The organism is Acinetobacter sp. Q186-3 (genome assembly GCF_013420655.1).
GTDB lineage: Bacteria > Pseudomonadota > Gammaproteobacteria > Pseudomonadales > Moraxellaceae > Acinetobacter > Acinetobacter indicus.
Genome location: NZ_VOXS01000012.1, coordinates 11,708 through 35,437 on the forward strand (window position 1 = coordinate 11,708; position 23,730 = coordinate 35,437).

21 protein-coding genes are annotated in these 23,730 nt (G+C 44.7%); 12 read left to right on the forward strand and 9 right to left on the reverse strand.

Features of this window, described 5'->3' with window-relative positions; all coding sequences use genetic code 11:
• The first annotated feature begins 94 nt into the window (after window positions 1-94).
• Entirely contained in the window at window positions 95-2,455 is a 2,361-nt protein-coding gene (locus FTT64_RS10565) for a TonB-dependent receptor (RefSeq protein WP_180182364.1), read from the forward strand.
• Window positions 2,456-2,594: 139 nt separating this feature from the next.
• Here the strand turns inward: FTT64_RS10565 and FTT64_RS10570 are convergent, their stop codons facing one another.
• Entirely contained in the window at window positions 2,595-3,278 is a 684-nt protein-coding gene (locus tag FTT64_RS10570) for a hypothetical protein (RefSeq protein WP_168381814.1), read from the reverse strand.
• A gap of 2,104 nt (window positions 3,279-5,382) precedes the next feature.
• Between FTT64_RS10570 and FTT64_RS10575 the strand changes: the two genes are divergently transcribed.
• Window positions 5,383-5,874 carry a hypothetical protein gene (locus tag FTT64_RS10575; RefSeq protein WP_104471392.1) on the forward strand — a complete coding sequence of 164 codons (492 nt, stop codon included), beginning with the start codon at window positions 5,383-5,385 and terminating at the stop codon, window positions 5,872-5,874.
• Window positions 5,875-5,978: 104 nt separating this feature from the next.
• Here FTT64_RS10575 and FTT64_RS10580 read toward each other — a convergent pair whose 3' ends face one another.
• Window positions 5,979-7,766 carry an acyl-CoA dehydrogenase gene (locus tag FTT64_RS10580; protein ID WP_127800243.1) on the reverse strand — a complete coding sequence of 596 codons (1,788 nt, stop codon included), beginning with the start codon at window positions 7,764-7,766 and terminating at the stop codon, window positions 5,979-5,981.
• 114 nt (window positions 7,767-7,880) lie between these two features.
• On the opposite strand from FTT64_RS10580, the gene FTT64_RS10585 reads away from it, so the two are divergent.
• Window positions 7,881-8,861 (forward strand): GlxA family transcriptional regulator, encoded by a 981-nt coding sequence (locus tag FTT64_RS10585; RefSeq protein WP_180182363.1) that lies wholly within the window; start codon window positions 7,881-7,883, stop codon window positions 8,859-8,861.
• Window positions 8,862-8,875: 14 nt separating this feature from the next.
• Here the strand turns inward: FTT64_RS10585 and FTT64_RS10590 are convergent, their stop codons facing one another.
• Together FTT64_RS10590 and FTT64_RS10595 are read right to left on the reverse strand one after the other, a co-directional pair.
• Window positions 8,876-10,084: an MFS transporter gene (locus FTT64_RS10590; RefSeq protein WP_180182362.1), complete on the reverse strand. Its 1,209-nt coding sequence runs from the start codon at window positions 10,082-10,084 to the stop codon at window positions 8,876-8,878.
• Entirely contained in the window at window positions 10,081-10,524 is a 444-nt protein-coding gene (locus tag FTT64_RS10595; RefSeq protein WP_016658066.1) for a MarR family winged helix-turn-helix transcriptional regulator, read from the reverse strand. Before FTT64_RS10595 ends, FTT64_RS10590 begins: the two co-directional genes overlap by 4 nt.
• A 417-nt stretch (window positions 10,525-10,941) precedes the next feature.
• Between FTT64_RS10595 and FTT64_RS10600 the strand changes: the two genes are divergently transcribed.
• The 3 genes from FTT64_RS10600 (at window position 10,942) to FTT64_RS10610 (ending at window position 13,559) form a co-directional block, all read left to right on the forward strand.
• The gene (locus tag FTT64_RS10600) at window positions 10,942-12,387 is read left to right on the forward strand and encodes a cytochrome ubiquinol oxidase subunit I (protein WP_180182369.1); all 1,446 of its coding nucleotides are present in this window, start codon (window positions 10,942-10,944) and stop codon (window positions 12,385-12,387) included.
• The gene (gene cydB, locus FTT64_RS10605; protein ID WP_180182361.1) at window positions 12,384-13,388 is read left to right on the forward strand and encodes a cytochrome d ubiquinol oxidase subunit II; all 1,005 of its coding nucleotides are present in this window, start codon (window positions 12,384-12,386) and stop codon (window positions 13,386-13,388) included. The genes FTT64_RS10600 and cydB overlap by 4 nt, the downstream gene beginning before the upstream one ends.
• Before the next feature lie 63 nt (window positions 13,389-13,451).
• Window positions 13,452-13,559: a hypothetical protein gene (locus FTT64_RS10610; RefSeq protein WP_005178219.1), complete on the forward strand. Its 108-nt coding sequence runs from the start codon at window positions 13,452-13,454 to the stop codon at window positions 13,557-13,559.
• A 40-nt stretch (window positions 13,560-13,599) separates the two neighbouring features.
• On the opposite strand, the gene FTT64_RS10615 is transcribed toward FTT64_RS10610, so the two are convergent.
• Entirely contained in the window at window positions 13,600-14,157 is a 558-nt protein-coding gene (locus tag FTT64_RS10615; RefSeq protein ID WP_005178218.1) for a thermonuclease family protein, read from the reverse strand.
• 219 nt (window positions 14,158-14,376) lie between these two features.
• Entirely contained in the window at window positions 14,377-15,294 is a 918-nt protein-coding gene (locus FTT64_RS10620) for a LysR family transcriptional regulator (RefSeq protein ID WP_168395738.1), read from the reverse strand.
• Window positions 15,295-15,388: 94 nt separating this feature from the next.
• Between FTT64_RS10620 and FTT64_RS10625 the strand changes: the two genes are divergently transcribed.
• The 6 genes from FTT64_RS10625 to FTT64_RS10650 all read left to right on the forward strand — a co-directional run bounded on the left by FTT64_RS10625 (window position 15,389) and on the right by FTT64_RS10650 (window position 20,799).
• Window positions 15,389-16,630: an acyl-CoA dehydrogenase family protein gene (locus tag FTT64_RS10625; RefSeq protein ID WP_168400115.1), complete on the forward strand. Its 1,242-nt coding sequence runs from the start codon at window positions 15,389-15,391 to the stop codon at window positions 16,628-16,630.
• Between the two features lie 91 nt (window positions 16,631-16,721).
• Entirely contained in the window at window positions 16,722-17,843 is a 1,122-nt protein-coding gene (locus FTT64_RS10630; RefSeq protein WP_180182360.1) for a phosphotransferase family protein, read from the forward strand.
• Window positions 17,840-18,538: a histidine phosphatase family protein gene (locus FTT64_RS10635; protein WP_016658073.1), complete on the forward strand. Its 699-nt coding sequence runs from the start codon at window positions 17,840-17,842 to the stop codon at window positions 18,536-18,538. The genes FTT64_RS10630 and FTT64_RS10635 overlap by 4 nt, the downstream gene beginning before the upstream one ends.
• A 15-nt stretch (window positions 18,539-18,553) precedes the next feature.
• A complete protein-coding gene (locus FTT64_RS10640; protein ID WP_016658074.1) occupies window positions 18,554-19,297 on the forward strand; it encodes an SDR family oxidoreductase in 744 nt (247 codons plus the stop codon).
• A 167-nt stretch (window positions 19,298-19,464) separates the two neighbouring features.
• A complete protein-coding gene (locus tag FTT64_RS10645) occupies window positions 19,465-20,193 on the forward strand; it encodes an SGNH/GDSL hydrolase family protein (RefSeq protein ID WP_180182359.1) in 729 nt (242 codons plus the stop codon).
• 15 nt (window positions 20,194-20,208) lie between these two features.
• Window positions 20,209-20,799, forward strand: coding sequence for a uracil-DNA glycosylase family protein (locus tag FTT64_RS10650; RefSeq protein WP_171065083.1), 591 nt, complete (start codon window positions 20,209-20,211; stop codon window positions 20,797-20,799).
• Here FTT64_RS10650 and FTT64_RS10655 read toward each other — a convergent pair.
• From FTT64_RS10655 to FTT64_RS10665, 3 genes are all read right to left on the reverse strand, one after another.
• A complete protein-coding gene (locus FTT64_RS10655; RefSeq protein ID WP_168408180.1) occupies window positions 20,796-21,305 on the reverse strand; it encodes a pyridoxamine 5'-phosphate oxidase family protein in 510 nt (169 codons plus the stop codon). The two genes, FTT64_RS10650 and FTT64_RS10655, sit on opposite strands and share 4 nt — an antisense overlap.
• Window positions 21,306-21,501: 196 nt before the next feature.
• Window positions 21,502-21,939, reverse strand: coding sequence for a hypothetical protein (locus FTT64_RS10660; RefSeq protein WP_168407189.1), 438 nt, complete (start codon window positions 21,937-21,939; stop codon window positions 21,502-21,504).
• Window positions 21,940-22,135: 196 nt separating this feature from the next.
• Window positions 22,136-23,704, reverse strand: coding sequence for a phospholipase D family protein (locus tag FTT64_RS10665; protein ID WP_180182358.1), 1,569 nt, complete (start codon window positions 23,702-23,704; stop codon window positions 22,136-22,138).
• Between the last annotated feature and the right edge of the window lie 26 nt (window positions 23,705-23,730).

The window sequence follows — 23,730 nt, forward strand, 5'->3', positions numbered from 1 at the left end:
CTGCATTTTCTCGATCTGCCAGAAAAACCAGAATAATTTTTTAAATAGACATAAGGTTATGTTATAGCATAACACTTTTTAAAAGGGGGCTCGCATGAAATACAGCACACTCATGACTTTAATTTTATTGGCGATGCAACAGGCACAGGCTGAAGAGCCGATTACAATTCTGGAACCACTTATTTTTCAGGGGGATGATACTGACAAGAATCTGAATATTGCACTTAAAGAACGTATTGAAACAGCCAATACCTTGGGCGATGCTGTTAAACATATGTCTGGCGTGCAAAGTAGCGCATTCGGTCCCAATTCGGGGGCACCAGTGATACGCAGTTTGAGCGGTCATCGGGTCGGGATTCTGGAGAATGGTCAGGCGATCAATGGAATGAATGCTATCAGCGGTGATATTAATATTCCATTTGATCCACTATTTACTAAAAGCGTGACCGTACATAAAGGGACCAATACTGTACGTTATGGCGGACAGGCGATTGGTGGTTATGTGGATATCGATTCGGGCATCATCTCAAAAACGCTGGAAGAGAAAAGTGCCAATGTCGATGTGGTATATAAAAAGGGCTTTAACGATTTTAGCGGGCATGGTATTCGCATTAATGTCAATAATCAGGAAAATCTGAGCACCAATATCCAGTTTTCTACCCAACAGATTTCATCTTATAAAATTCCCGGAAAGAGCAAAGCAGCCGTCTGTGATACAGCGATTTTCTCGGAGCGAGGCGGGATTGATTCTGCTTTGGCAAGCGCCTGCCAGCGCGATGCCAGAATTGAACAGATCTTTAATAAGGCACATCATCAATATTTAAATAAGCATGTTTTAGAAGATATCGCGCAGAATCCTCAGCATTTTTATGATTATTATGATGGCTTGGAGTCGGCCAAATATACGGATCAAGCGGTTTTAACCCGCTATGTGAATGGTGCCTACCGGGAATTTGTCAATGATCCCAACCCGGATTATGTGCCCAATACACCAAAATATGTAGAAAGCCAAACCAATCAGGATGTTACGCCCAATTATCAGAAAAAACTGGGCAATAGCTATGCCAGAAATGAAAATATAGCAATCGGGAGTACTTACTTTTTAGACAATGGCTATATCGGAATTAGTGCCGATTATAAAACCAGTGATTATGGTGTGCCGGGTTTCTCAATGGAAAATAAATCTTTCCAGAGCGCTTATGAAGATGGCTTGCCGGTTACGGTGCAGATTAAACAGAACCGTTTTGCGGTTGATGCGTTACTCAGAGACCCACTGCCTGTACTTGATCATCTCCAAATTCAGGCATCAAAATTATCCAATCGCTCGGGTGAATATATTGGTGCAAGCAAAGCCAATGAATATCAGTTTGATAGCCATGCTGCCGAACTGGTACTAAAGCAGATGCCTTATAAAAATTTGAGCGGTGAAATTGGCACTGCTTTGAATGTACGTGATGTTAAGGGTTCAGGAACACAGCGCTATCTCCCTAATGTCAAAACCACGACCCAGGCGGTATTTATCCAGGAAAAATTGGATTGGGAGCGGTTTTCAGTGGATGCCGGTTATCGTCATGAGAACGTTCAGCATGAGATTCAGGATCAGAGTTTTAAACTGGCGCGTAATGCGGCCAATAGCACCCTACAAAATAAATCCTTTGACCTAAATAGTTTTTATGTCGGTTCGAATTTTAAAGCGACTGATTATCTGGACTTTAGGCTGCAATATTCCAAGTCAGAACGGGCTCCTGAAATTAATGAACTGTATGCCAGCAATCCGCATTATTCGGTTATGACGCAGGAGGAAGGCAATCAGGCATTGAACAAAGAAAAAATGCAGGGGCTGGAATTAATCACGCATGTGAGCTGGGATGCTGCGAATATCGCTGTAGCTTTATATCAAATGGATTTTGAAGATTATTTTTATTTGTCGCATTCCGGTTCATCCATGAGAAACCGTTTACCGCTGAAGTACTGGAAGCAAACCGATACTAAAGTGAATGGTTTTGAGGTGGATATGAACTACACTTTTGATTTAGACCATTTTGGTGAGGTACAGGTCGGTGGTTTTGCCGATCTGGTTAAAAATAAGGCCACCAATCCGGAAAGTTTACGTTTAAGTAATGATGGTGTGTATTTGCCGAATATGCCGACCAATCGTTATGGTGCCCACATTGAATGGACACGCGCAGATTGGTCAGCGCGTCTGGCAAGTATTTATTATGATCAACCGCGATATTTAGGAAAAAATGTGTCAGAGGAAGTGCCATTACCGGCATATAACCTGATGGATCTGGATATTCGTAAAAAAGTGACTTTAAAAAATGCCAGTTTTGATGTGTTTATGAATGGATCAAACCTGCTGGATGAAGAGGCACGTCCACATAATTCGCCCCTGAAATATATTGCGCCGTTACCGGGCCGCGCTTTTCAGCTGGGTGTGACCATGCATCTTTAAGGGTGGGATGATCTGAATATTTTCCTTGAATACATTGGTAGGTGGACTGCTTGATGTATTGAGATGGAGACATTAGATATTCAGGTTAGGCCTCTTGAAGATGCTTAATCTGAATATTGAGGAGAAGCGAGCTATTGAATTATATGCGAGAAGCAATTGAATATAATAATTCTTGACGCAGGTCGGCATTGGTCTCTAAATCAAATAAGGTTTTATAAAATTGTTGATCTGTTTCATTTTTTTGATGATCCACAATTTTTTTAAGCTGGTATCGGTATTCAATATGCCCTGCATGAAATATATTTACGTTAAATCCCCATAATATTTGTGTGTAGTTCGGGGCAGATGAATCTAATTTATTTAATTCATGTTGATAAAGAGATGCAGCAGCTGAGTAGCAATCTTTAATTAAAGAAGAAGGCTTATTTAGTGTTTCCATTAACATACATTGAAAGTTTTTTATGTTAGGTTGTTTGTTTTGAGCCAAAATTTCTTCTGTTAATGTATAGGCTTTCTCAATATCTCCAATTCTAAGGTACGAATTCATTAAAAGCCGATAACGTTCTTTTTCAAGATTGATTTGCTTCAACTTGGGAATAATAGATTTAAGTTTCTTTAAGGTTTCTGTTTCATCATCAATATTTTGAAATTCTAAAATTATAGAGTTGTATTCTTCGATAATGAGTTTACTTTCAGAACTGAGTTCTGGACTAGCTTTTGAACCAGAAGTGTTCTCAATATAATTATTAGAAGGACTGTTACAGGCAGTTGTTAAACTGAGTGTTGTAAAAGATATGAATAGTGGAAGGATAATATTTTTCATAAAGAGATTATCTTCGGTAAAAGTGAATTTATGTTTTTTATAAGAAGAGATTAGGTTCACAAAACCAGCTTTGTCATTAGGTTTGCAGTATAGCTCAACTCCGGTTTAACAACTATGCGTTGAATATTGGGTTTGGGTGGTTTTTCTTAAATTGCACTTTACAATGACAGCGAGGCAGTCGATTCGAGGTTGAGGATGCCTCCGAGTTTTGAATACTATTAAACTTATCTTAAAATTATAATAATTTTCTATTAATAATTCATTTAAAACGGCTTGGGTTGGCTAATTTTTGGCATAAAATATGTAATATTATGCAAATATATAAATTATAAATTTATATATAATTTTCAGCAGAATCTATCGCTGTAGTTTCTTTTTTTACTGCCTCCTCCTCTAGGGAGGCATTTTTTTTGAGGAGAAAATTATGCTCCATCTTCTATTCACTTTATTTGGCCTGCATGAGGTGACTGAAATCGACTACCTGCTCGATGAAGAAGAGAATGAAACGTGTAGCAATGGTTTAGATCAAGAGTATTAACAGCGCTCATCCCTATTGCTTCTTTCTCTTGGTCAAGACCTAAAAAGCTCAACCCACTGGTGGGCTTTTTTATGGCTTTATACATTGCTCCGGAAATTACAATCTGTACAAAAAATGATCAAAATTGAATGTGAAAGCTACAAATTTGAATGATAGTTTAAATCCAGATCTTCCAATAGGTGAGGTGAGCAATGAAACTATTAGCTTTGATTGGTGTAGGACTTGCAGCAAGTTATTGTTATATCAATATTAAGAACAAAAACTTAAATCTATCCAATACGGATTTCGATGAAAGCATCCACAAAGTCGTTATTCAGGACTTCTGGGTTTAGTGGGTAATTTTTTATTTAGATTATCGAAATGAGATAATTTAAATGAATGTTAATTTTTATGAATGTCATATTATGACAACTTGTAAAATTTCTATTTATATAAAATTTGTATCAGGGCTAACTTCTGATTTTCTCCCAACGCCGTCCTCCAGAACAGGAGGCAGATTATTAAGAGTAGAATATTATGATCCAGTTCCTTCTTTGTCTGTTTAGCTTTCATGGCGCAACTGAAGTCGAATACACGGGTGATGATGAAGAAATTCGGCGCTGTCAGGATTGTCTAAAAGAGCGTGAATAGGCGCTATACCCGCATCCATAGAGCATAGAAAAATTGCCGGCTTGGCTTAGAACGGATCTTTTTTGACTTTTTTAATTTCAAGGGTAATCAAGATTGATGCAAAAACAAGCAGTCCGCCAATGATCAATAATAATGAATCATTTGCCTTGAATCCAACCCAGAAACTCAGGCCACTGCTGACTACACAGCTTAACAGTAGAACAATTAAAATTCCGTATTTCACGATACATCTCACATTAATTTTTTTAAGCCCGTGATGATATACCTGTACTATGAACCGCTTGTGAAAGGAAAAAATATAGGTATAACTAGAGGGTCACGCTATACGCAGTGTTGTGATCGCTGGGAGATGAGAAGGTTTTTTTGATGCTTACTCGATGCTTAAGTCAACACACGCCAGGCGTTCACGATGCAGAGGATGATTAATGAAAGGCAAAGGTAGAACACAAACTCGCTGCTCGTCGCGCTGGCCTGATCAAGCCTGTAGTAATAGAGAATAAAAACTAAAAATAGGATCGCAATAAGAAAAAGCATCGTTATTTTTTAAGTCTGAGATATCTCAGCATAATAGATGAGAGTGCATTGAAGGCAAAACAGTGTGTCATTTTAATATGGAGTATTCGTGCTTATTGAACTACTAACTACTAACTAGATGTTGATTAATATAAGATTCAAACTCAAGAACCCAATAAAGAAAAGAACCATCTACTAGCCCCGAATCAAAGTTTTTAAAAAGTTAAAAGCCTTCGAACCGTTTAAAGTCATCTTTCCAGATTGAAGAATTTTAGAGCTAAAGCCGTCCTCATGTAGACGCATGGCTTAAATAACATTGAATAAGATGTCATAATTGCTAAAATGCGATTCGTTTTTTATTACAGTTTTACAAGCTAAGAAATAAAGCTTTGTAAAACAGCAATCTATCTAGGAAAATTTTCAATGCTTGATATCTATTTAACGGATGTTCAGAAAAAGGTGCAATTTACCGATTATCCGGGTGAGCATCCTGTTAAATTTATTTTAAATTTTAAGAAAATTTTCCCAAGTGTGATGGAGCTGCTGCTGCCGGTGCTGCCTGAAAATGAAAACCTGGAAGACATGACCTGGGAATCAACCACGGCAGATCTGGAATTGTTTAAATTGCTGCTCAGTGGTTGGGGCCTGATTGAGCTGCGTTTAAATGCTATTGCGAAATATAAAGATCGCGCTTTTGCAGACCGTTTGGTGAAGCAAGCACAGCAAAAACGTCAGGACTATAAAAAATCACAAAGCCAATTGGCGACGGTAGAGCTGGACTATCTGTTTATGCATGAAGTTCATGCGCAAATTGATGCAGAACTGGTCGAGCTGGGTGAAAAATTCTATTTACCGACCCTACGTGAATTGTGGCAGGGTAAAGTGGCGGCCAATGTCTTGAATGCACAATTCTAAACGGCATCTGCATTCTAGAAGTATATAAAAAATCCCCATGTAAAACTACATGGGGATTTTCTTTAGGAGGTAGATATTTAAAACCTGCTTTCCATCATCCGGTTTTAAAACCAGTCACTGTGCATCGACAGGCAGGTATCATCAAATTCACTCAGTAATTTGGCCTGATGTTCAATTTCCGGTAATTCCCAGCGAATGAAATAGCGCGCCGCTTGCAACTTGCCTGCTAAAAATTGCTGATCTTCTGCCAACTCAGACTGGCCAAACTGCTGTTGCGCCTTGTTGGCCATATCCAGCCATAACCAGGAAATAATCACTTTAGCCATCATATCTAAATACAGGGCAGAATTGGCCAAAGCCTCATTGGTTTGACCTTGCATAAGCGCCTGTCCCAGTTTTTGTGTGGTGCTTTGTACCGTAGCCAGATGTTTGCAGAATTTGCTGGACAGATCCAGAATGGCCGGATGCTGAATCTGTTCCAGCGTGGTGTTGATGCGTTGCATTAGCAGATTTAAGCCTTTGCCATTGTGCTGCCATAATTTACGCCCGAGTAAATCCAGTGACTGAATACCAAAAGTGCCTTCATGAATCGGATTTAAGCGGTTATCCCGATAATACTGTTCTACCGGATAATCACGGGTATAGCCGGCACCACCGAGCACCTGAATTGCCAGATCATTGGCTTTCGGGCCATAGGCAGAGGGGAAGGACTTGACCACAGGCGTGATCAGATCGAGCAGAATGGCGCTATCTTCCAAGCCACCCGCCTGATGTTCATCAATCAGTCGTGCGGCAAACAGGCACAGTGCCAAAGCACCTTCTACATAGGCCTTTTGCGCTAATAGCATCCGTTTCACATCGCTATGTTCAATAATATTGACCGGTTTGCTGTCGCTATTTTTTTCACTGGCCAGTCGGCCTTGCGGACGGTTTCTGGCATATTCCAGCGACTCCAAATAACCGCGATAACCAATCATTGCGGCGCCCAGTCCGACACCGACACGCGCCTCGTTCATCATTTTGAACATATATTTCAGGCCCTGACTGGCTTCACCAATCAAATAGCCTAAGCATTGGTTATTTTCACCAAAATTCAGCACAGTCGATGTTGTCCCGCGATAGCCCATTTTATGTAACAGGCCAGCCAGTTTGACATCATTGCGTTCACCCAGCGTGCCATCTTCATTGGTCAGGAATTTCGGCACAATAAACAGGGAAATGCCTTTGACACCTTGTGGCGCATCCTGAATCCGCGCCAGCACCAGATGCACAATATTTTCAGTAATGTCCTGATCACCCCCAGAAATAAACATTTTCTGGCCTTTAATTTTGTAGCTGCCATCAGCTTGTGGAATGGCTTTGGTGGTCAGATCACCCAGAGAGGAACCGACATTCGGCTCGGTCATGGCCATGGTGCCGGAAAAGCGGCCATTGAACATCGACGGGACAAAGGTCTGTTTCTGCTGCTCGGTACCGAAGGCCTGAATCAGATTCGCTGCGGCGGCGGTTAAAAATGAATAAGCCACGGTGGCAGGATTGGCCGACATAAAATAGGCATTGGCAGCCATATTAATCAGTGTGGGAAGCTGCATACCGCCCTGATCATAATCATGCTGGGCACATAACAGACCGGCCTGGGCAAACTGTTGCCAGGCCTGTTTCACTTCGGCAATGGTATGTACCTGTGTACCATCAAAATGCGGTTCTTGCGCATCACCTTTGGCATTGTGCGGGGCAAAATAGTCTGCTGCAATGCCGCGCGCCGTATCTAAAATACTGTCGAAGGTGGCTTTGTCATGTTCCTGATAACGTTCCAGCTGGGTCAGCTGTTCGGCTGAAAATACCTGATAGAGTAAAAAATCCAGATCTTTTTGATTGATGAGTGCGGTCATGGGATGCCGTTACCTGTTTTTATTGATTGCTCTTAGCTTAACAAGACTTGTATTGGCAGATAAATTGTCAATAATGACACTCAAGGAGCTAAAAACGACATTTAGGAAGAAAGCATGAAGCGGGTTTTTATTCTGGCCTATGATGGTGCACTGGCTTCGGCCATAACCGGTGTGGCCGATTTATTCAGTCTGGCCGGCATTAGCTGGAACCGGATTCAGAAACAGGACATCCAGCGTTTGTTTCAGGTGCAGATTGCCTTGCCACAGGGAAAAACGGTGCAATGCAGTAATGGTTTACGCATTGAGGCGCATCTGGCCTATAGTGAAATCCAGCAGGCCGATTTGCTGGTGATTCCGACTTTGGCCGGTTCCATCGAGCAGATTCTGGAAAAAAATCAGTCTCTCATGAATGTTCTGCAACAGGCCGATCAAGCCCAATGCCTGATTGCCGGAAACTGTACCGGGAATTTTTTTCTGGCCGAAGCCGGAATTTTACAGGGCCGCAGTGCCACCACGCATTGGGGTTTTAAAGATCAGTTCCAGCAGCGCTATCCGGAGGTCCATTTGCAGGCGGATCGCCTGATTACCCAGTCCGATCATGTCTATTGTGCCGGTGGCGGGTTGGCCTGGTTCGATTTGGGGCTACATTTAATTGAACGTTTTTATGGCTTTGAAATTGCCATTCAGACGGCCAAATCCTTTGTGCTGGATTTTCGCCGTGACAACCAGTTGTCCTATTCCTTGATGCGTATGAGCAAGCCACATCAGGATGGTTTGGTAAAAGAAATCCAGCATTGGCTGGAGCAGCATTTTAGTGAAAACTTGAATATGGAAGATGTGGCGGCGCGCTTTAATATCAGCCCGCGCACGCTCATTCGCCGTTTTAAAGCAGTGTTAGATGTGGCGCCGAATCAGTATGTGCAGGCTATTCGTATTGAAGCTGCGCAAAAACGGCTGGAAGAAACCGAGCAGCCGATTGACCGGATTATGCAAATGGTGGGCTATGAAGATCCGAGTTCATTCCGGCGTTTATTTCGCAAGAAAACCGGCCTAACCCCAATGGAATACCGCCAGCGCTTTGGCCGGCGGTTTTAAGCGTGTTGCTTTCGTTAGCGTGATAACTGTGGCTGCACCTGCTGAGCATGACGACCATGTAGCAGATAATACAGGCCTAAACACAACAGCGCGGCGATGGCACTATAGAAATACATCTGCGCATAACTAACCGATTTCAGCGCGATTCCGATCAAATACGGCCCGAAGCCCAGCCCTGCATCCAGACAGATAAAATAGGTCGAGGTCGCCAGTCCCATACGTTCCAGTGAGGTACTTTTGACCGCAATAGTCTGACAGACCGATTGAATATTGCCATAGCCCAGACCGAGCAAGCCGGCACAAAGCAGTAGCATACTGGAGTTATGCGCCTGACTTAGTAAAAACAGGGCAATCGCCATCACAATAAAGGCGGGATACATAATGATATTTTCACCTTTACGATCCATAAGCCGCCCGGTAAACGGACGCGAAAACAAAATGGCGATTGCATACATTAAAAAGAATAAGGACGCGGCTTCGACCAGATCAATTTCCTTGGCGTAAAAGTTAATAAATGACAGCACGCCGGAATAACAGATGGAAGCAAACAGCATAATCAGGGAAATGGGCAGCGCATTCTTTTCCAGATACTGGGTCCAGAAGCCAAAACCTTTGCCTGCTGTCGCGGTGGCTGCAGGTTTAGGCTGCGCCAGGTTCGGCATCCGGATAAAACAGGCCACTACCAGACAGCCCAGCGCCAAGAAACTGGATAAGCTAAAAATCGTCTGATAACTGGTGTGCAGCATCATCCAGATCGCGACAAAAGGACCAATCGCCGTACCCAGGGTGCTGCTCATGCTGTAATAGCCAATACCTTCACCACGGCGGGTGGGCGGCAGAGTTTGTGCGATGACTGTGCCGAGTACGGTAGAGGCGACTCCCATCATAAAGCCATGAATAAAACGGATGCCGAGCAGGGCAGTCACCCCCATCTCTATAAAATAGCCTAAGGAAAGCAGCAAGAAACCGGCCAGCCCAAAAAGCAGGGTGCTACGATAACCGAAACGCTGTAGGCATTTGCCAATCAGCAGACGGCCAAATAAGGTGCCGACAATAAACAGTCCTGAAATTAAACCGGCTTCGGCAATGCTGGCATTTAATTCCGCCACGGCATAACCGACAATCACAATCACCAATAGATAAAAAATCAGTACCAGTTGAAAATTGATCAGGCCGACCAGGATAAAGTTTCTGGTCCATAGCGGTGCTTGTGCTGAACTCATTTGTCTTCACCTTGTAGGGTCGGTTGTAACTGTTCACTCAGCTGATTAAGGATCTCGCGGGTATGGGCGATGTCCGTAACTGTAAAAGACTGCAGCAGCTGTTGTTCAAACTGATCAATCTGGGTGGAACAATGCTTGAAAAGTTCCTGCCCGTGAGAGCTAAAAGTCAGGCATTTCTGCCGTTTATCACTACTTTCAAGTTGCTGAATTAAACCTAAGTCCAGCAACACCCGGATACGTTTGGTGATGCTCGGTTTGGACACCTTTAAATAGGCGGCAATATCTACCTGGGTACATTGCTGTTTTAAATGAATGACATATAACACCTGCCACAAGGAATAATTAAGCTGATGCGGCAATAACAGGGTATTGACTTCATCGCTGAACAGACGTGCACAGCGTAATAAAGCGGTACGAAATTTTAAGGGAGAGCTTGGCATAAAAAAATAGTTAACCAGGGTAACTAAAACAAAGTCAATGTACGCCTGTTCGGAATTTTTTTCAAGTAGGGAAGCCAGCGAAGGATTCAAAAAAACAGATGATAAAAGATGAGGGGGCAACGTGTATTGCTATAGATTTGTTAAGCAGCGTTAAGGTCAATCAACTGAACTACAAAAATTCCTCTCATCCAGTCCTGTCTATCCAGCTGATAAACCGCAAGAATAAAAAATCAGCGCTTCTATCTTCCAAAAAAACTCATCAGTTGCAGAAATTACTCGCTTAAAGATTCTTGATCAAAAGCCTACACAAGGCCTATACAACTTTGTCCTATGCTGAAGCGCGATGAGAAAAATTCAAAACGCTATATTTAAAACTCTACACCCTGAGCGCAGCTCGACCTTTTGAAAGGTGGCATGATGACCCTCGGTTTTACCGCGCTGGAACTGGCCCGGATTCAGTTTGCCTTTACAGTTTCGTTTCATATCATTTTTCCGGCCATTTCCATTGGTCTGGCCAGTTTTCTGGCGATTCTGGAATGGCGCTGGTTACGCAGTCGTAATCCGATTTATCAGGACCTGTTTAAATTCTGGGTCAAGATTTTTGCGGTTGCCTTTGCCATGGGGGTGGTTTCTGGCATTGTCATGAGCTATCAGTTTGGCACCAACTGGAGTGAATTTTCCCGTATCGCCGGCAGTGTCACCGGACCATTATTGGCCTATGAAGTGCTCACCGCTTTCTTTTTGGAAGCGGGTTTTCTCGGCATCATGCTGTTTGGTTGGGGACGGGTGGGACCTAAAGCACATTTTTTCTCGACTTTAATGGTCGCAATTGGCACCTGTATTTCCATGTTCTGGATTTTATCAGCCAATAGCTGGATGCAAACTCCGCAAGGTTTCAGCATCGAAAATGGCATTCTGGTGCCACAGGACTGGTGGGCCATTGTCTTTAATCCGTCATTCCTGTATCGGCTGGCGCATATGGCCATTGCTGCCTTTTTGGTCTCTGCTTTGCTGGTGGCTGCCACGGCCGCTTGGCATTTACTTAAAGGCCGTCGGGATGCATTGGTAAAAACCTCGTTTTCAATGGCCTTGTGGCTGATGCTGATCTTAACTCCCTTACAGGTGCTGGTGGGCGATTTACATGGCTTGAATACCCTGCAACATCAACCAGCCAAACTGGCAGCGATGGAAGGGCATTGGGATACCAATCATGAGAAAGGCATGCCGCTGTATCTGTTTGGTATTCCCGATATGCAGGCCGAAGAAACCAAATATGCACTGGCGATTCCCAATTTAGGCAGCGTAATTCTGACCCATTCGCTAGATGGCACCGTCACTGGCTTAAAAGAATTTGCCCCGGAAGATCGGCCCAATTCGACCATTGTGTTCTGGAGTTTCCGGATTATGGTCGGCTTAGGCGTGTTGATGCTAATTTTGGCGCTGTGGGGATTGTGGCTACGTAAACGGCAGCGTTTATATGAACATCGTCGTTTTCAGCGTTTTGCCCTGTGGATGGGGCCCTCCGGTTTTATTGCCTTATTGGCCGGTTGGTTTACCACAGAAGTCGGCCGCCAGCCATGGGTGGTCTATGGGGTGTTACGTACCGAAGATGCCTTATCGCCAGTGTCTGCAGAGCAGGTTGGCCTGAGCTTGATGATTTTTGTACTGGTGTATTTTGTGGTGTTCGGGATGGGCATTTATTACATGCTCAGACTGATGCACAAAGGGCCGGAACTGATTCATTCAGCGCCATCATCAGCCTCTGATGCTGAGCTTACTCAAGCCTCCAGACGGCCATTAAGCAGTGTCACCGAGCGGCTTAACCCGCCCACCGAGCGTCCCAAACAGGAGCAGGAGCCATGATGGATTTATCTTTGCTGTGGATTGGAATTATTGCCTTCGCGGTGCTGATGTATGTGGTGTTAGATGGCTTTGATTTGGGTATCGGGATTTTATTTCCATTTTTTCCCGAGCAGGCAGAGCGGGATGTGATGATGAATACCGTCGCGCCAATTTGGGATGGCAATGAAACCTGGATGGTGCTGGGAGGCGCCAGCCTGTTTGCTGCTTTTCCCTTGGCCTATGCCACGGTACTTTCGGCCCTGTATTTACCGGTCATTTTAATAGTGATTGCCTTAATTTTTCGCGGTGTTGCCTTTGAGTTTCGTTTTAAGGCCAACAGCAGCAAACACTGGTGGGACAAAGCTTTTATTGGTGGCTCTGTTTTTAGCAGCTTTTTACAAGGCGTAATTTTAGGCGCTTATATTCAGGGTATTCGTACCGAGCAGGGGGTATATGCGGGCCATGGCTTGGACTGGTTAACGCCGTTTAGCCTGTTTACTGGTGCTGGCGTGGTAATGTTGTACGCCACTTTAGGTTGTGGCTGGCTCATTTTTAAAACCGATCAGGCGCTACAGCAGCGTATGTACCGTTTAATGCCGAAGATGCTGATCGGCCTATTGATTGTTTTAGCAGCCGTCAGTATTTATACCCCGATAACCCAGCCGCACATTGCCGAGCGCTGGTTTAGTCTGCCGCAGCTGCTGTATTTCTCTCCGGTGCCGATACTGGTGCTGATCTTTACTTATCTGGCTTTAAAAGCCTGCCGGCAACAGCAACAGTTTCGCCCATTTTTGTATACGCTGGCCTTGGTATTTCTGGCCTATAGCGGTTTTTTAATCAGCTTATGGCCTTATATTATTCCGCCCTCGGTCAGCTTCTGGCAGGCTGCTGCACCGGAAAGCAGTCAGCGTTTTACTCTCATTGGCGCGCTGATTTTAATTCCGATTATTCTAGGTTATAGCGCGATGTCCTATTGGATTTTTCGCCATAAAGTCCGGGTCGGGGATGATGGCTATCATTAAAGAAAATCGACATGAAGCACATCATTATAGGTCAGTTATTCCCTTAGTCATCAAGGAGCCGCAATGAAACGTACACAGCTGCTGTGGTTTATTGGTCTCTGGCTGGCCGGCTTTGTGGCTTTGGCGCTGATTGCCGGGGCTTTTCGTTTGCTGGTGCAATGGGCTTATTAAGCTGAATCATCTTCGGACTTTAAAAATCCACCTGAGCATTTTATTTACGGTTCTGTTTGCGATAGACACTTGGCCGCACCGGGCGGCTACTTTTCCAGAGGCCTTTTTTCCGTGCTCTGGCCTGAGTCTGTAAGGCACGCATATGCGCTAGCTGCTTGCGATCACGAATATAATCTTCATAGACCCAGGCGGCGCCACGTTTGACCAGTTCTTCATTGACATTTTTACGGTAGCGATAAATCACCCCGACATGGCGGCCATAGCGATCAATATCGGTAATTTTGACTCGCACCACCTTCTGGTGCAGCATAGTTTTGACCAGACGCCGGGTTTCCGGACCATAACTTTGGCTCGATTCTGGCGCATCAATATAGGCAAAGCGGATACGGGTTTCTGAACGTCTTAAATTAAAACGGTACAGGGTGAGGGTATCGCCATCGCTGACCGCAGTGACCCGCGCCCAATAGGTTTTGCCTTTTTTAAAAGGTCGAAACAGTTGCTGCACAAAGCGGGAAATCTTACCCAACAGCATAAACGCAACAAGACAGCATCCAGCGGCCAATGCCAGCAGCCAGAAAGGGGAGAGTTCAGTCAACATAGACGCTTTTAATTCAGCTGAACAGACCAGCCAGCTGTAAACCGTGAAAAATAAAAGTGCTAGTGTAAAAGAAATGGCGCAATTCGCCGGTCGATTAAATCGCCAATCAGCCGGTTTTTAACAAATCAGCTACGCTGCGATGGCTGATTTGGCAAGGGATTGAGCGATATTGGGATTTGATGACAATCAAAAACCTTAAATTTGAGTGATCTAAATAGCCTAAGCAAAAATTTTAGAAATTTCCGCTCTTAAAAATGCATGACGTGCATTCTCCTGCATCTCCTTATACCAGAACATCCCCAAATCAATTTGCGGCAGGTCGACAGGCGATTCAAAAATATGCAGCTTCGGGTCAATATGTAAATGTCGCAAAATACTTTCCGGAATAGTCAGTATCGCGGTGTCATGCTGCGCCAGAATTTGCAGGGCAGTGGAATAATGCTGACAGCGTAATAATAGGGTTCGAGACAGCTGATTGCGCTTTAAATAAATATCTTCCAGCAGCAGACCACTACGGCGTGAAGAAACACCAATATGCGGCGCAGACAAATATAATTCTTTATCTATGGATGAACGCTGGCTACAAACCACGAAACGGTCTTGGACCAGCGCCTGAAACTGGATTTTATCGCCCAGCTTGTGTTCCAGATCAATCACAAAATCAATTTGCTGGGTGGCCAGATCATTAATCATGGTTTTACGGTCCAGCTTGCTGCTTAAAAACTGAATCTCCAAGTTCAGCTGCTGAAAGTGCTGCACCAGTTTGGGAAAAATAATCGGTTCAATTTCATCATGTATGGCAATTTTCAGGGTATGTACCATCGCCGGTTCAAACTGCTGTTTTTGCCGGGCAATATGCTGAATAGACAGCAGCGCAGTTTTAATAGTCGGATAAATCTGCTCGGCAAACGGCGTTGGTAACATCTGATGGCCGGTGCGAATAAACAGATCATCCTGTAACTGTAACCTAAGCCTTTGTAAAGCGTGACTGGTCGCCGACTGGCTGATACATAAGAGCTGCGCCGCTTTGGAAATATTTTTTTGTTCAAAAATCGCAATAAACAGCGGGTATAAATTAATATCAATACGATGAAAAGCACCCAGATCCATCGGGCTATTATTATGAATATTGTGCATAGTATTTAATTCAATAAAATCATTTCATGCATAATAATTTTTAGGTTAAGGTGTTGTAAAGCCAATATAACAACAGATTGAGGAAGCTACAGTCATGTTTGAATTGTCAGCACGCGCACAGGATTATCTCGAAAGAACCCAACAGTTTATTCAAACAGAAATTGAACCAAGTGAGGCCGACTTTTGGCAGCAGGTGCATGAACTGAATCAGGGTGGTGACTGGACGCAATGGCAGTGGCCGGCGCAATTAGAAAGTTTAAAAGCCAAAGCCAAAGCCGCGGGACTGTGGAATATGTTTTTGCCTTGTCCTAATTTGGGCCAGGGCCTGTCAGTGCAGGAATATGCACATATTGCCGAATTGTCTGGCCGTAGCCTGATTGCCCCGACCGTATTTAACTGTAACGCGCCAGATAGCGGCAACATGGAAGTGTTATGGCGTTATGGTTCAGAACAGCAAAAACAGCAATGGTTGATGCCGCTGCTCGAAGGCAAAATCCGCTCGGTGTTTTGTATGACTGAACCGGCAGTCGCCTCTTCTGATGCGACCAATATGCAGGCTACGGCGGTGGTAGAAGGCGATGAGATTGTCCTGAACGGGCGTAAATGGTGGTCATCGGGTCTGGGTGATCCGAATGCCAAAATCATTATTTTTATGGCGCATACCCCGGACGAAAGCAAAGACCGTCATCATCAACATTCGATGGTGCTGGTCCCGGTTGATACTGCAGGGGTGAAAATTGAACGTATGTTACCGGTGTTTGGCGATTACGATGCGCCGCATGGGCATGGTGAAGTCAGCTTTGACAATGTCCGCGTGCCAGTGGCCAATTTTATTGGCGGTGCCGGCCAAGGTTTTGAAATTGCCCAGGGCCGTTTAGGACCCGGCCGGATTCATCACTGTATGCGCTGTATCGGCGCAGCAGAAAAATCACTGGAACTGATGATTGACCGCGGCATGAACCGGACTGCCTTTGGCAAGGAAATCCTGAAACTGGGTGGCAACCTGGAGCGTGTGGCCGAAGCGCGTGTGGCAATTGATCAGGCCCGCCTGTTAACACTCTATGCCGCCTATAAAATGGATACTGTAGGCAATATGGCCGCCTTAACAGAAATTTCTGCCATTAAAGTGGTGGCGCCAAGCGTGCTGGAAAAAGTGGTAGATATGGCCATGCAAATCCACGGCGGTGCCGGGCTGTCCCGCGATACGCCATTGACCGGTTTCTTTGCTCAGGCACGTGCCTTACGTTTGGCCGATGGTCCCGATGAAGTGCATAAAGGCATGATTGCCAAACTGGAACTGGCCAAACGTGGCTACAGTACCCGTCGTAAAAAATAAGTGGCAAAACACCAGAAACAGTGTGGGTCTTTACAGCTGAAAATGCTCTAATAGGGCAAGACCTAAAAAAGTGAAAAATCAGGAAAATAACATGTCAGTGATTGATGTTGGCGGTCAGGTTCGTGAAGGCGAGGAACTGGATATTCAGGCGGTAAGCCAGTGGTTAAAGGCGCAAGGGGTTGATGTTCAGGAACCCGTTGAAGTGACCCAATATTCAGGCGGTGCCTCTAACTGGACCTATCGTCTGAACTATCGCAATGCCGATTTAATTTTACGTCGCCCACCTAAAGGCACCAAAGCCAAATCTGCGCATGACATGGCGCGTGAATATCATGTACAAAAAAATCTGGCACCGTATTATCCGGTATTACCGCAGATGGTGGCGCTGTGTCAGGATGAATCTGTGATTGGCTGTGATTTTTATATCATGCAGCGCGTGGAAGGTATTATCTCGCGGGCCAAACTGCCGCCGGAACTGAACTTTGATGAAACCCAGGTTCAGGAACTGTGCATTAATGTGATTGATAAATTAATCGAGCTGCATCAGGTGCCGTATCAGGGCACTGAACTGGAAAAACTCGGTAAAGGTGAGGGCTATTGCCGTCGTCAGGTGGAAGGCTGGGACAGCCGTTATGAAAAAGCCAAAACCCTGAATGTGCCGTCATTTAAATATGTACGTAAATGGCTGCACGAGAATATTCCGGCAGATTCCACCACCTGCATTATTCACAATGACTGGCGTTTTGATAATGTGATTTTAAATCCGCAGCATCCAACCGAAGTGATTGGCGTGCTGGACTGGGAAATGGCAACTCTGGGCGATCCGCTGATGGATCTTGGTTCCGCTTTGGCCTACTGGGTAGAAGAAACCGATAACCAGATTTTTAAAGCCACCCGCCGTCAGCCGACCCATTTAAAAGGCATGTTCACCCGTAAACAGGTGGTCGATTACTATCTGGAAAAAACCGGCCTGCAACCGGAAAACTGGACCTTCTATGAAGTGTTCGGGATTTTCCGTCTGGCGGTGATCGCCCAGCAGATTTACTACCGTTATTATCATAAACAGACCAATAATCCGGCCTTTAAAGATTTCTGGATTGTGATTCATGCCTTGCACATCCGCGCCTTAAAACTGATTGGGCTGCAAAAAATTGAAGCCAATGAGCTGGCACAAAAATATATGGCCAAATTTAAGGAGCTGCTGCCGAAATGACGACCATTTATTTAATCCGTCATGGCCAGGCTTCTTTTGGTGCAGAAAGCTATGACCAGCTTTCGCCGAATGGGGAATTGCAGGCCAAACTGCTGGGGCAGTATTTTGACAATATCTTAAAAGAAGAACCCTATGTGGTGGCCGGCTCCATGCAGCGCCATCAGCAGACTGCACAGATCGCTCTGGCCGAATGTTTCCCTGAAGCTCATCTGGTCACCAATCCGGACTGGAACGAGTTTAATCATCAGCAGGTGTTTGCCCAATACGAACCGCGCTTTAATGAACCGCATTTATTAAAGGCCGATGTAGCCAAAGAGCTTAATCCGCGGGCGTATCTGGCAAAAATTTTTGAAGGTGCCATTGAACGCTGGACTGGCGGTGAATATCACCATGAATATGAAGAATCCTGGCCGCATTTCAAGGCCCGGGTCGAAACCGCCTTGCAAAACCTGTGTGATGAACTGGCCCAAACCAAACCGCGTTACGCGATTGTGTTTACTTCGGGCGGCGTCATTTCGGTTGTTGCTGGAAAAATTCTGGAACTGAATCCTAACCGGACTTTTGCACTGAATTGGGCCATCGCAAATACCAGCATGACCACTTTGCGTCTGGTTGGTAATGAGCCACAACTGTTAAGTCTGAATGAACATCATTTTATAAAAGCACAACATCCAGAATTATTAACCTGGATTTAATCAAGGAATAGACAGATGACCAAAACAATTTTAATTACCGGCGCAAGTTCCGGCATTGGTGCCGGTATGGCCCGCGAATTTGCGCAAAAAGGCTATAACCTGGCCATTTGTGCGCGTCGTATGGAACGTCTGGAAAGCTTAAAACAGGAACTGGAAAGCAAGTACGGCGTGAGCGTGGCCGCAAAAACCTTAGATGTCACCAATTATGATCAGGTATTTGAGGTGTTCCGTGCCTTTAAAGAAGAGCTCGGCACAATTGACCGGATTATTGTCAATGCCGGGGTTGGTGAAGGCCGCCGGATCGGCAAAGGCAACTTTGCGATTAACCGCGCCACGGTTGAAACCAACTTTATTTCAGCGCTGGCACAATGTGAAGCTGCGGTAGAAATTTTCCGTGCCCAAAATTCTGGTCATCTGGTGATGATTTCTTCCATGAGTGCAATGCGTGGTATGCCAAAACATCTGACGGCGTATGGTGCCAGTAAAGCTGGCGTGGCACATCTGGCCGAAGGCATCCGTGCCGAGCTGATTGATACGCCAATTAAAGTTACCACCATTTTCCCGGGCTATATCCGTACCGAAATTAACGAAGGCGCGAAAAAATTACCATTTGAAGTAGATGAACAAACCGGTTCACGCTTACTGGCCGCAGAAATTGAAAAAGCACCGGTAAAAGCCTATGTACCGAAATGGCCATGGTTGCCGCTGGGCTTGGCCATGAAAGTCTTACCATTAAAACTGGTCAATAAACTCGGTTAATCCACATGTATATCAAGTGAAAAGTTCCATTTGGCGCTTTTCACTTTTTATTTTAAATGTTTGTTTTAAATATTTGAAAATTTAAAAATATTTCATAGAAAGATAAAAATAGAGGGCTTATTTTGGTTAAAATAGGCCCGATTTTTTTGAAGATGATCGACAATGCGATGTTTCTGAAGCTTGCAACCTTGGGTTTAATTCCAGCCCTGATTATTCAAGGCCGCTGGGTCAAGAAAAATACCTTAAGACTGGCAGAGCCAGAAGGGGAACGTGAGGGCACGAACGGTCAGGGACAGGCCTTATCCATTTTGATTCTGGGTGATTCAGCCGCTGCCGGCGTTGGCGTTAGCCATCAGGAAGATGCCTTGCTCGGCGCGATTCTGGCCGGACTCACTTCCGAATTTCAGGTCAGCTGGAAACTGCATGCCAAAACAGGCAATACCACGGGGCAGGTCATTCAAAGCGTTCAGCAGCTGGACACTGAAAAGTTTGATGTAGTGGTCACCTCGGTCGGGGTGAATGATGTCACCAAACTGATGCCGGCCGATATCTGGATTCAAAAACAGGCGCAGTTGTATCAACTGATTGCAGCTAAATTTCAGCCACAACTCATCCTTGCAGCAGGTGTACCACCGATGCAGCTTTTCCCGGCTTTACCGAACCCGCTGGCATGGCTGTTTGGCCAATATGCCAAGCAGATGAACCGTGAACTGCATAAATTTATTCAAAAACAGCCAAACATGGACTGGATTGAATATGACATTGCGCAATATCAGCAGATGCAACTGGAAATGGCTGAAGATGGCTTTCATCCGAGTAAAGAAATTTATCAAATATGGGGCAAAGAAGTAACAGTCAAAATTAAACAACGGCTTAAGATGAATAAAGTGAATTGAGTTTGCTGCCTTATGATTGATGATCTTGAAATTGAAACCCATCCCTTTGAGCCTTTTTTACCATCCAATGCCAAATTACTGATGATGGGCAGTTTTCCACCGCCCAAAAACCGCTGGAAAATGGAATTTTATTATCCGAATTATCAGAATGATATGTGGCGGATTTTTGGTATCTGCTTTTTTCAGGATAAAAACTATTTTTTAGACCTGCCGAATAAAAACTTTCAGCTTGAACTGATTCAAAACTTTTTAAAAGATACCGGTATTGCACTGTTTGATACCGCCTACCGGATTAGCCGTTTAAAGGGCAATGCTTCAGATAAATTTCTGCATATTCACACCCCGACCGATTTAAATCGGCTGCTCCAGCAAATGCCGCTGTGCCAGTACATTATGACCACGGGTGATAAAGCCACTGATACCTTGATGGAATCAATGCCGGAAGGCACGCCGAAACCGGTAATTGGCCAATCTTCACAGGCGATCTTTGCTGGTCGAGAGCTGCATTTATACCGTATGCCATCTTCATCTCGCGCCTATCCCTTAGCGGTGGAGAAAAAGGCTGAACTTTATTGCGGTCTGTTTAAGGATGTCGGCCTGCTTTAAAAAAGAGAGGATGTCTTTGGCATCATTGATGGATATTCTACCCATCTAAATGCATGAATATGCACCTCCCGGACCTGGGTGAAATCCGACCAGATCAGCTTGCTGCCGCGTGTCCATTTTAACGGCGCAATTCTACGGCGCACCTGATGCATTTCCTCGGCAGTGGCCGGGCGTAACTCACCAATTTCAGCATATAAACGCACACCCGGATAAGTACGAAATTGACCTGACATCATTGATTTTAGCCAGAACGCGCGGCTACTGTTTACGGCCTGAATACAGGCCTGCGCATTATGTTTGAGATGCGGTTGCAGCGTGGCAGAGTAGGTATCAAAAAAGAAACCGGTGGGAGAGCTGTCGTTTAAAAATAAGGTTCCAATCGGGGTGATATTCGGGATACCTTCTGGACTCACACTGGCGATGGAGCAGTGCATACTGGCGCGCTGCGCCTGCGCAACCACTTGTCGTATTTGCCCCCAGGTTTGAGCATCCATATTCTTGTTCATTTTTATACTCATTTTATAGTTAAAACCAGCATAATAAAGACCAGAACTATTGTTATGCGTGAAAGCGCAACTGCATATTCATCATAAATTGGATTTAAAAATAGAACGAGAGGAAATCTGACGAGCACAGCTCAGAAAAGAGCGAAAAACTTCGCTCTTTTTTCATGTTTCAGCAGTAAAAGCAGAATAAAAGGACTTAAGCTCCGTATTCCACATAATCCCATAAATTCAGGCGGGCTTTAATTTCCTTGCGGATTTGCGGCAACATCGGTAATAAAGTGCCATCAATCCATAAGCTGAGGGCTTGGGTTGAGAGCGGTTGCTGTGCATCATCCACCAGTTGTGCACCTTTGACCATCACCAAGGTTTCCTGTTCAGCCGCAGTTTCTACACCCTTAAACAACACCTGCAATTCAAAACCGGTGTCCTGAATCAGCCATTCCAGTTCCAGCTGAATATTCTCATTCGATTGCAACACTACCTGACCTTCAAGCTGCTCCGAGTCGGACAGGCAATCATGTTCGACCCGCACTTTGGCCAGAAACCACTCTTGCTGGCCCAATTCATTCAGGGTTTTAGTCGGGCTGAGAATATCACTTAATTTAAATTGACGGCTTAAATCAAAAAATTGCATGGGGAGAGATCTAAAAAAAGAAGAAAAATAAAGCGTGAATTTTAAAGTAATGTAGCAGGAGAGTAAAACCTTCTGGCGATAAATACGAAGTGAGAGATCACACAATCTCTCCGGGTATCGGGTTTGCTGCAAACCCATAGAGCAACTCGTATTCAATTATCTTGGTCAATGTATATTTACTGTAATGTGGATGTCATTACATCATCCACTCGATTGGGACATGGGTCATTAAATTCATCACAAAACGCTGGAAACTGGTGGTTTCCGGATCAACCTTGTGCTGAATCACTGAACCATCTTTTTGATAATCCAGCCAGATAATATGTCCTTTCTCATCCAACCCTAGTTCATAGGCAATTTGCGGCAGGTACTGATTCAATGAATCTGAAATTTCATCCTGGAGTTCATCAGATTCCAGCACCAGCCCGACTTCGGTATTTAAAAAAGCCGAGCGCGGATCAAAATTAAAAGAGCCAATAAATACCTTGCCATCAATATCAAAGAATTTGGCATGCAGGCTGGAAGCACTGCGGCCTTTGGCTGGAATCACGTTACCGGTAATAATTTCATACCAGGTACGTTCTTCGCGCTGAATATAACGCTTGAACTCATACAGTCGAATGCCACTGGCCAATAGCTGCGGCCGGTATTGCTGATAGAAGGCATGTACAATCGGTACATCATTGGCCATATACGAGTTGGTCAAAACCCGGATATCAATACCGTTTTCTGCCAGACGGCTCATATAATCGGTACCACGTTGAGTCGGAATAAAATAGGCAGACACCAATTCCAGATGCTGATCGGGCGTGCCCATAATTTGGATCATCTGATGGTAAATCATCTCTTCATCTTTGGCTTTGCCCTGGATTTTTTCTGGCGGGTCAGCCACAAAATGCGCTTTGGCCCAATGATAGGAACGCTGTTTTAAATATTGCGCCACCTGTTGCTCGGCAAAACTGATCCGGCGCTGCACTTCCTGTTCATCCAGTTGCTGGCTGGCATATTTTTCCCGCAGCAAGGTCAAGCTATTACGATGGTATTTATTGCTGTTCTGGTCCATCAGCTGGACCAGATTAAAACTCAGTTCATGGTTCCAGAAAGCACGGAAATTATCGTTGGCTTTTTTGACCGCATTACCGGCAAAGAGAATATCTACATCGGTAAACTGAAAGTCATCACTGGCATCAAAATATTCCCGGCTGATATTGCGGCCACCGGTCACGGCAATCGCGCCATCGGCAATAATCAGTTTGTTGTGCATGCGGTGATTCACTGCCTGCATCCGGAAGGCATAATCCAGTGCCCGAAAATGACGGAATTTATAAGGATTAAACAGGCGAATTTTAAAGTTCGGATGATGGCTGAGTGCCAGCAAGGTATCGTCCAGTTGGGTGCCATTCTGGTCATCAATCAGTAACCGGACCTGTACCCCGCGGTCGGCGGCTTTGAGTAATTCGGCCAGCACTAAATGACCAATTTCGTCATCGGTCCAGATGTAATATTGCAGGTCTAAATGATGTTTGGCGTTATGAATTAAATGTAAACGTGAAGCAATACTGATAAATCCGTCATACAGCGGTAAATAGGCGGTTTGTCCGCGTTGTAGTTGTGCCTGTGCCTCTGGTCGCGGCATCCAGTGTTCAAAATCTGGTTCAATTGGCGCATCCTGCGCAGCATAGTTCTGTTCAAGCGAATTACAACCGGTACATGCCAGAATCAGACAGCACAACCAGATCATGTTGTAATATTTTAATGGCATCATTTTTATGAAGTAGATTTTTACTGATT

Coding starts and splice junctions, on each gene's coding strand:
- FTT64_RS10565 (WP_180182364.1), top strand. CDS start 95: ATGAAATACAGCACACTCATGACTTTAATTTTATTGGCGATGCAACAG.
- FTT64_RS10570 (WP_168381814.1), bottom strand. CDS start 3,278: ATGAAAAATATTATCCTTCCACTATTCATATCTTTTACAACACTCAGT.
- FTT64_RS10575 (WP_104471392.1), top strand. CDS start 5,383: ATGCTTGATATCTATTTAACGGATGTTCAGAAAAAGGTGCAATTTACC.
- FTT64_RS10580 (WP_127800243.1), bottom strand. CDS start 7,766: ATGACCGCACTCATCAATCAAAAAGATCTGGATTTTTTACTCTATCAG.
- FTT64_RS10585 (WP_180182363.1), top strand. CDS start 7,881: ATGAAGCGGGTTTTTATTCTGGCCTATGATGGTGCACTGGCTTCGGCC.
- FTT64_RS10590 (WP_180182362.1), bottom strand. CDS start 10,084: ATGAGTTCAGCACAAGCACCGCTATGGACCAGAAACTTTATCCTGGTC.
- FTT64_RS10595 (WP_016658066.1), bottom strand. CDS start 10,524: ATGCCAAGCTCTCCCTTAAAATTTCGTACCGCTTTATTACGCTGTGCA.
- FTT64_RS10600 (WP_180182369.1), top strand. CDS start 10,942: ATGACCCTCGGTTTTACCGCGCTGGAACTGGCCCGGATTCAGTTTGCC.
- cydB (WP_180182361.1), top strand. CDS start 12,384: ATGATGGATTTATCTTTGCTGTGGATTGGAATTATTGCCTTCGCGGTG.
- FTT64_RS10610 (WP_005178219.1), top strand. CDS start 13,452: ATGAAACGTACACAGCTGCTGTGGTTTATTGGTCTCTGGCTGGCCGGC.
- FTT64_RS10615 (WP_005178218.1), bottom strand. CDS start 14,157: ATGTTGACTGAACTCTCCCCTTTCTGGCTGCTGGCATTGGCCGCTGGA.
- FTT64_RS10620 (WP_168395738.1), bottom strand. CDS start 15,294: ATGCACAATATTCATAATAATAGCCCGATGGATCTGGGTGCTTTTCAT.
- FTT64_RS10625 (WP_168400115.1), top strand. CDS start 15,389: ATGTTTGAATTGTCAGCACGCGCACAGGATTATCTCGAAAGAACCCAA.
- FTT64_RS10630 (WP_180182360.1), top strand. CDS start 16,722: ATGTCAGTGATTGATGTTGGCGGTCAGGTTCGTGAAGGCGAGGAACTG.
- FTT64_RS10635 (WP_016658073.1), top strand. CDS start 17,840: ATGACGACCATTTATTTAATCCGTCATGGCCAGGCTTCTTTTGGTGCA.
- FTT64_RS10640 (WP_016658074.1), top strand. CDS start 18,554: ATGACCAAAACAATTTTAATTACCGGCGCAAGTTCCGGCATTGGTGCC.
- FTT64_RS10645 (WP_180182359.1), top strand. CDS start 19,465: ATGTTTCTGAAGCTTGCAACCTTGGGTTTAATTCCAGCCCTGATTATT.
- FTT64_RS10655 (WP_168408180.1), bottom strand. CDS start 21,305: ATGAACAAGAATATGGATGCTCAAACCTGGGGGCAAATACGACAAGTG.
- FTT64_RS10660 (WP_168407189.1), bottom strand. CDS start 21,939: ATGCAATTTTTTGATTTAAGCCGTCAATTTAAATTAAGTGATATTCTC.
- FTT64_RS10665 (WP_180182358.1), bottom strand. CDS start 23,704: ATGATGCCATTAAAATATTACAACATGATCTGGTTGTGCTGTCTGATT.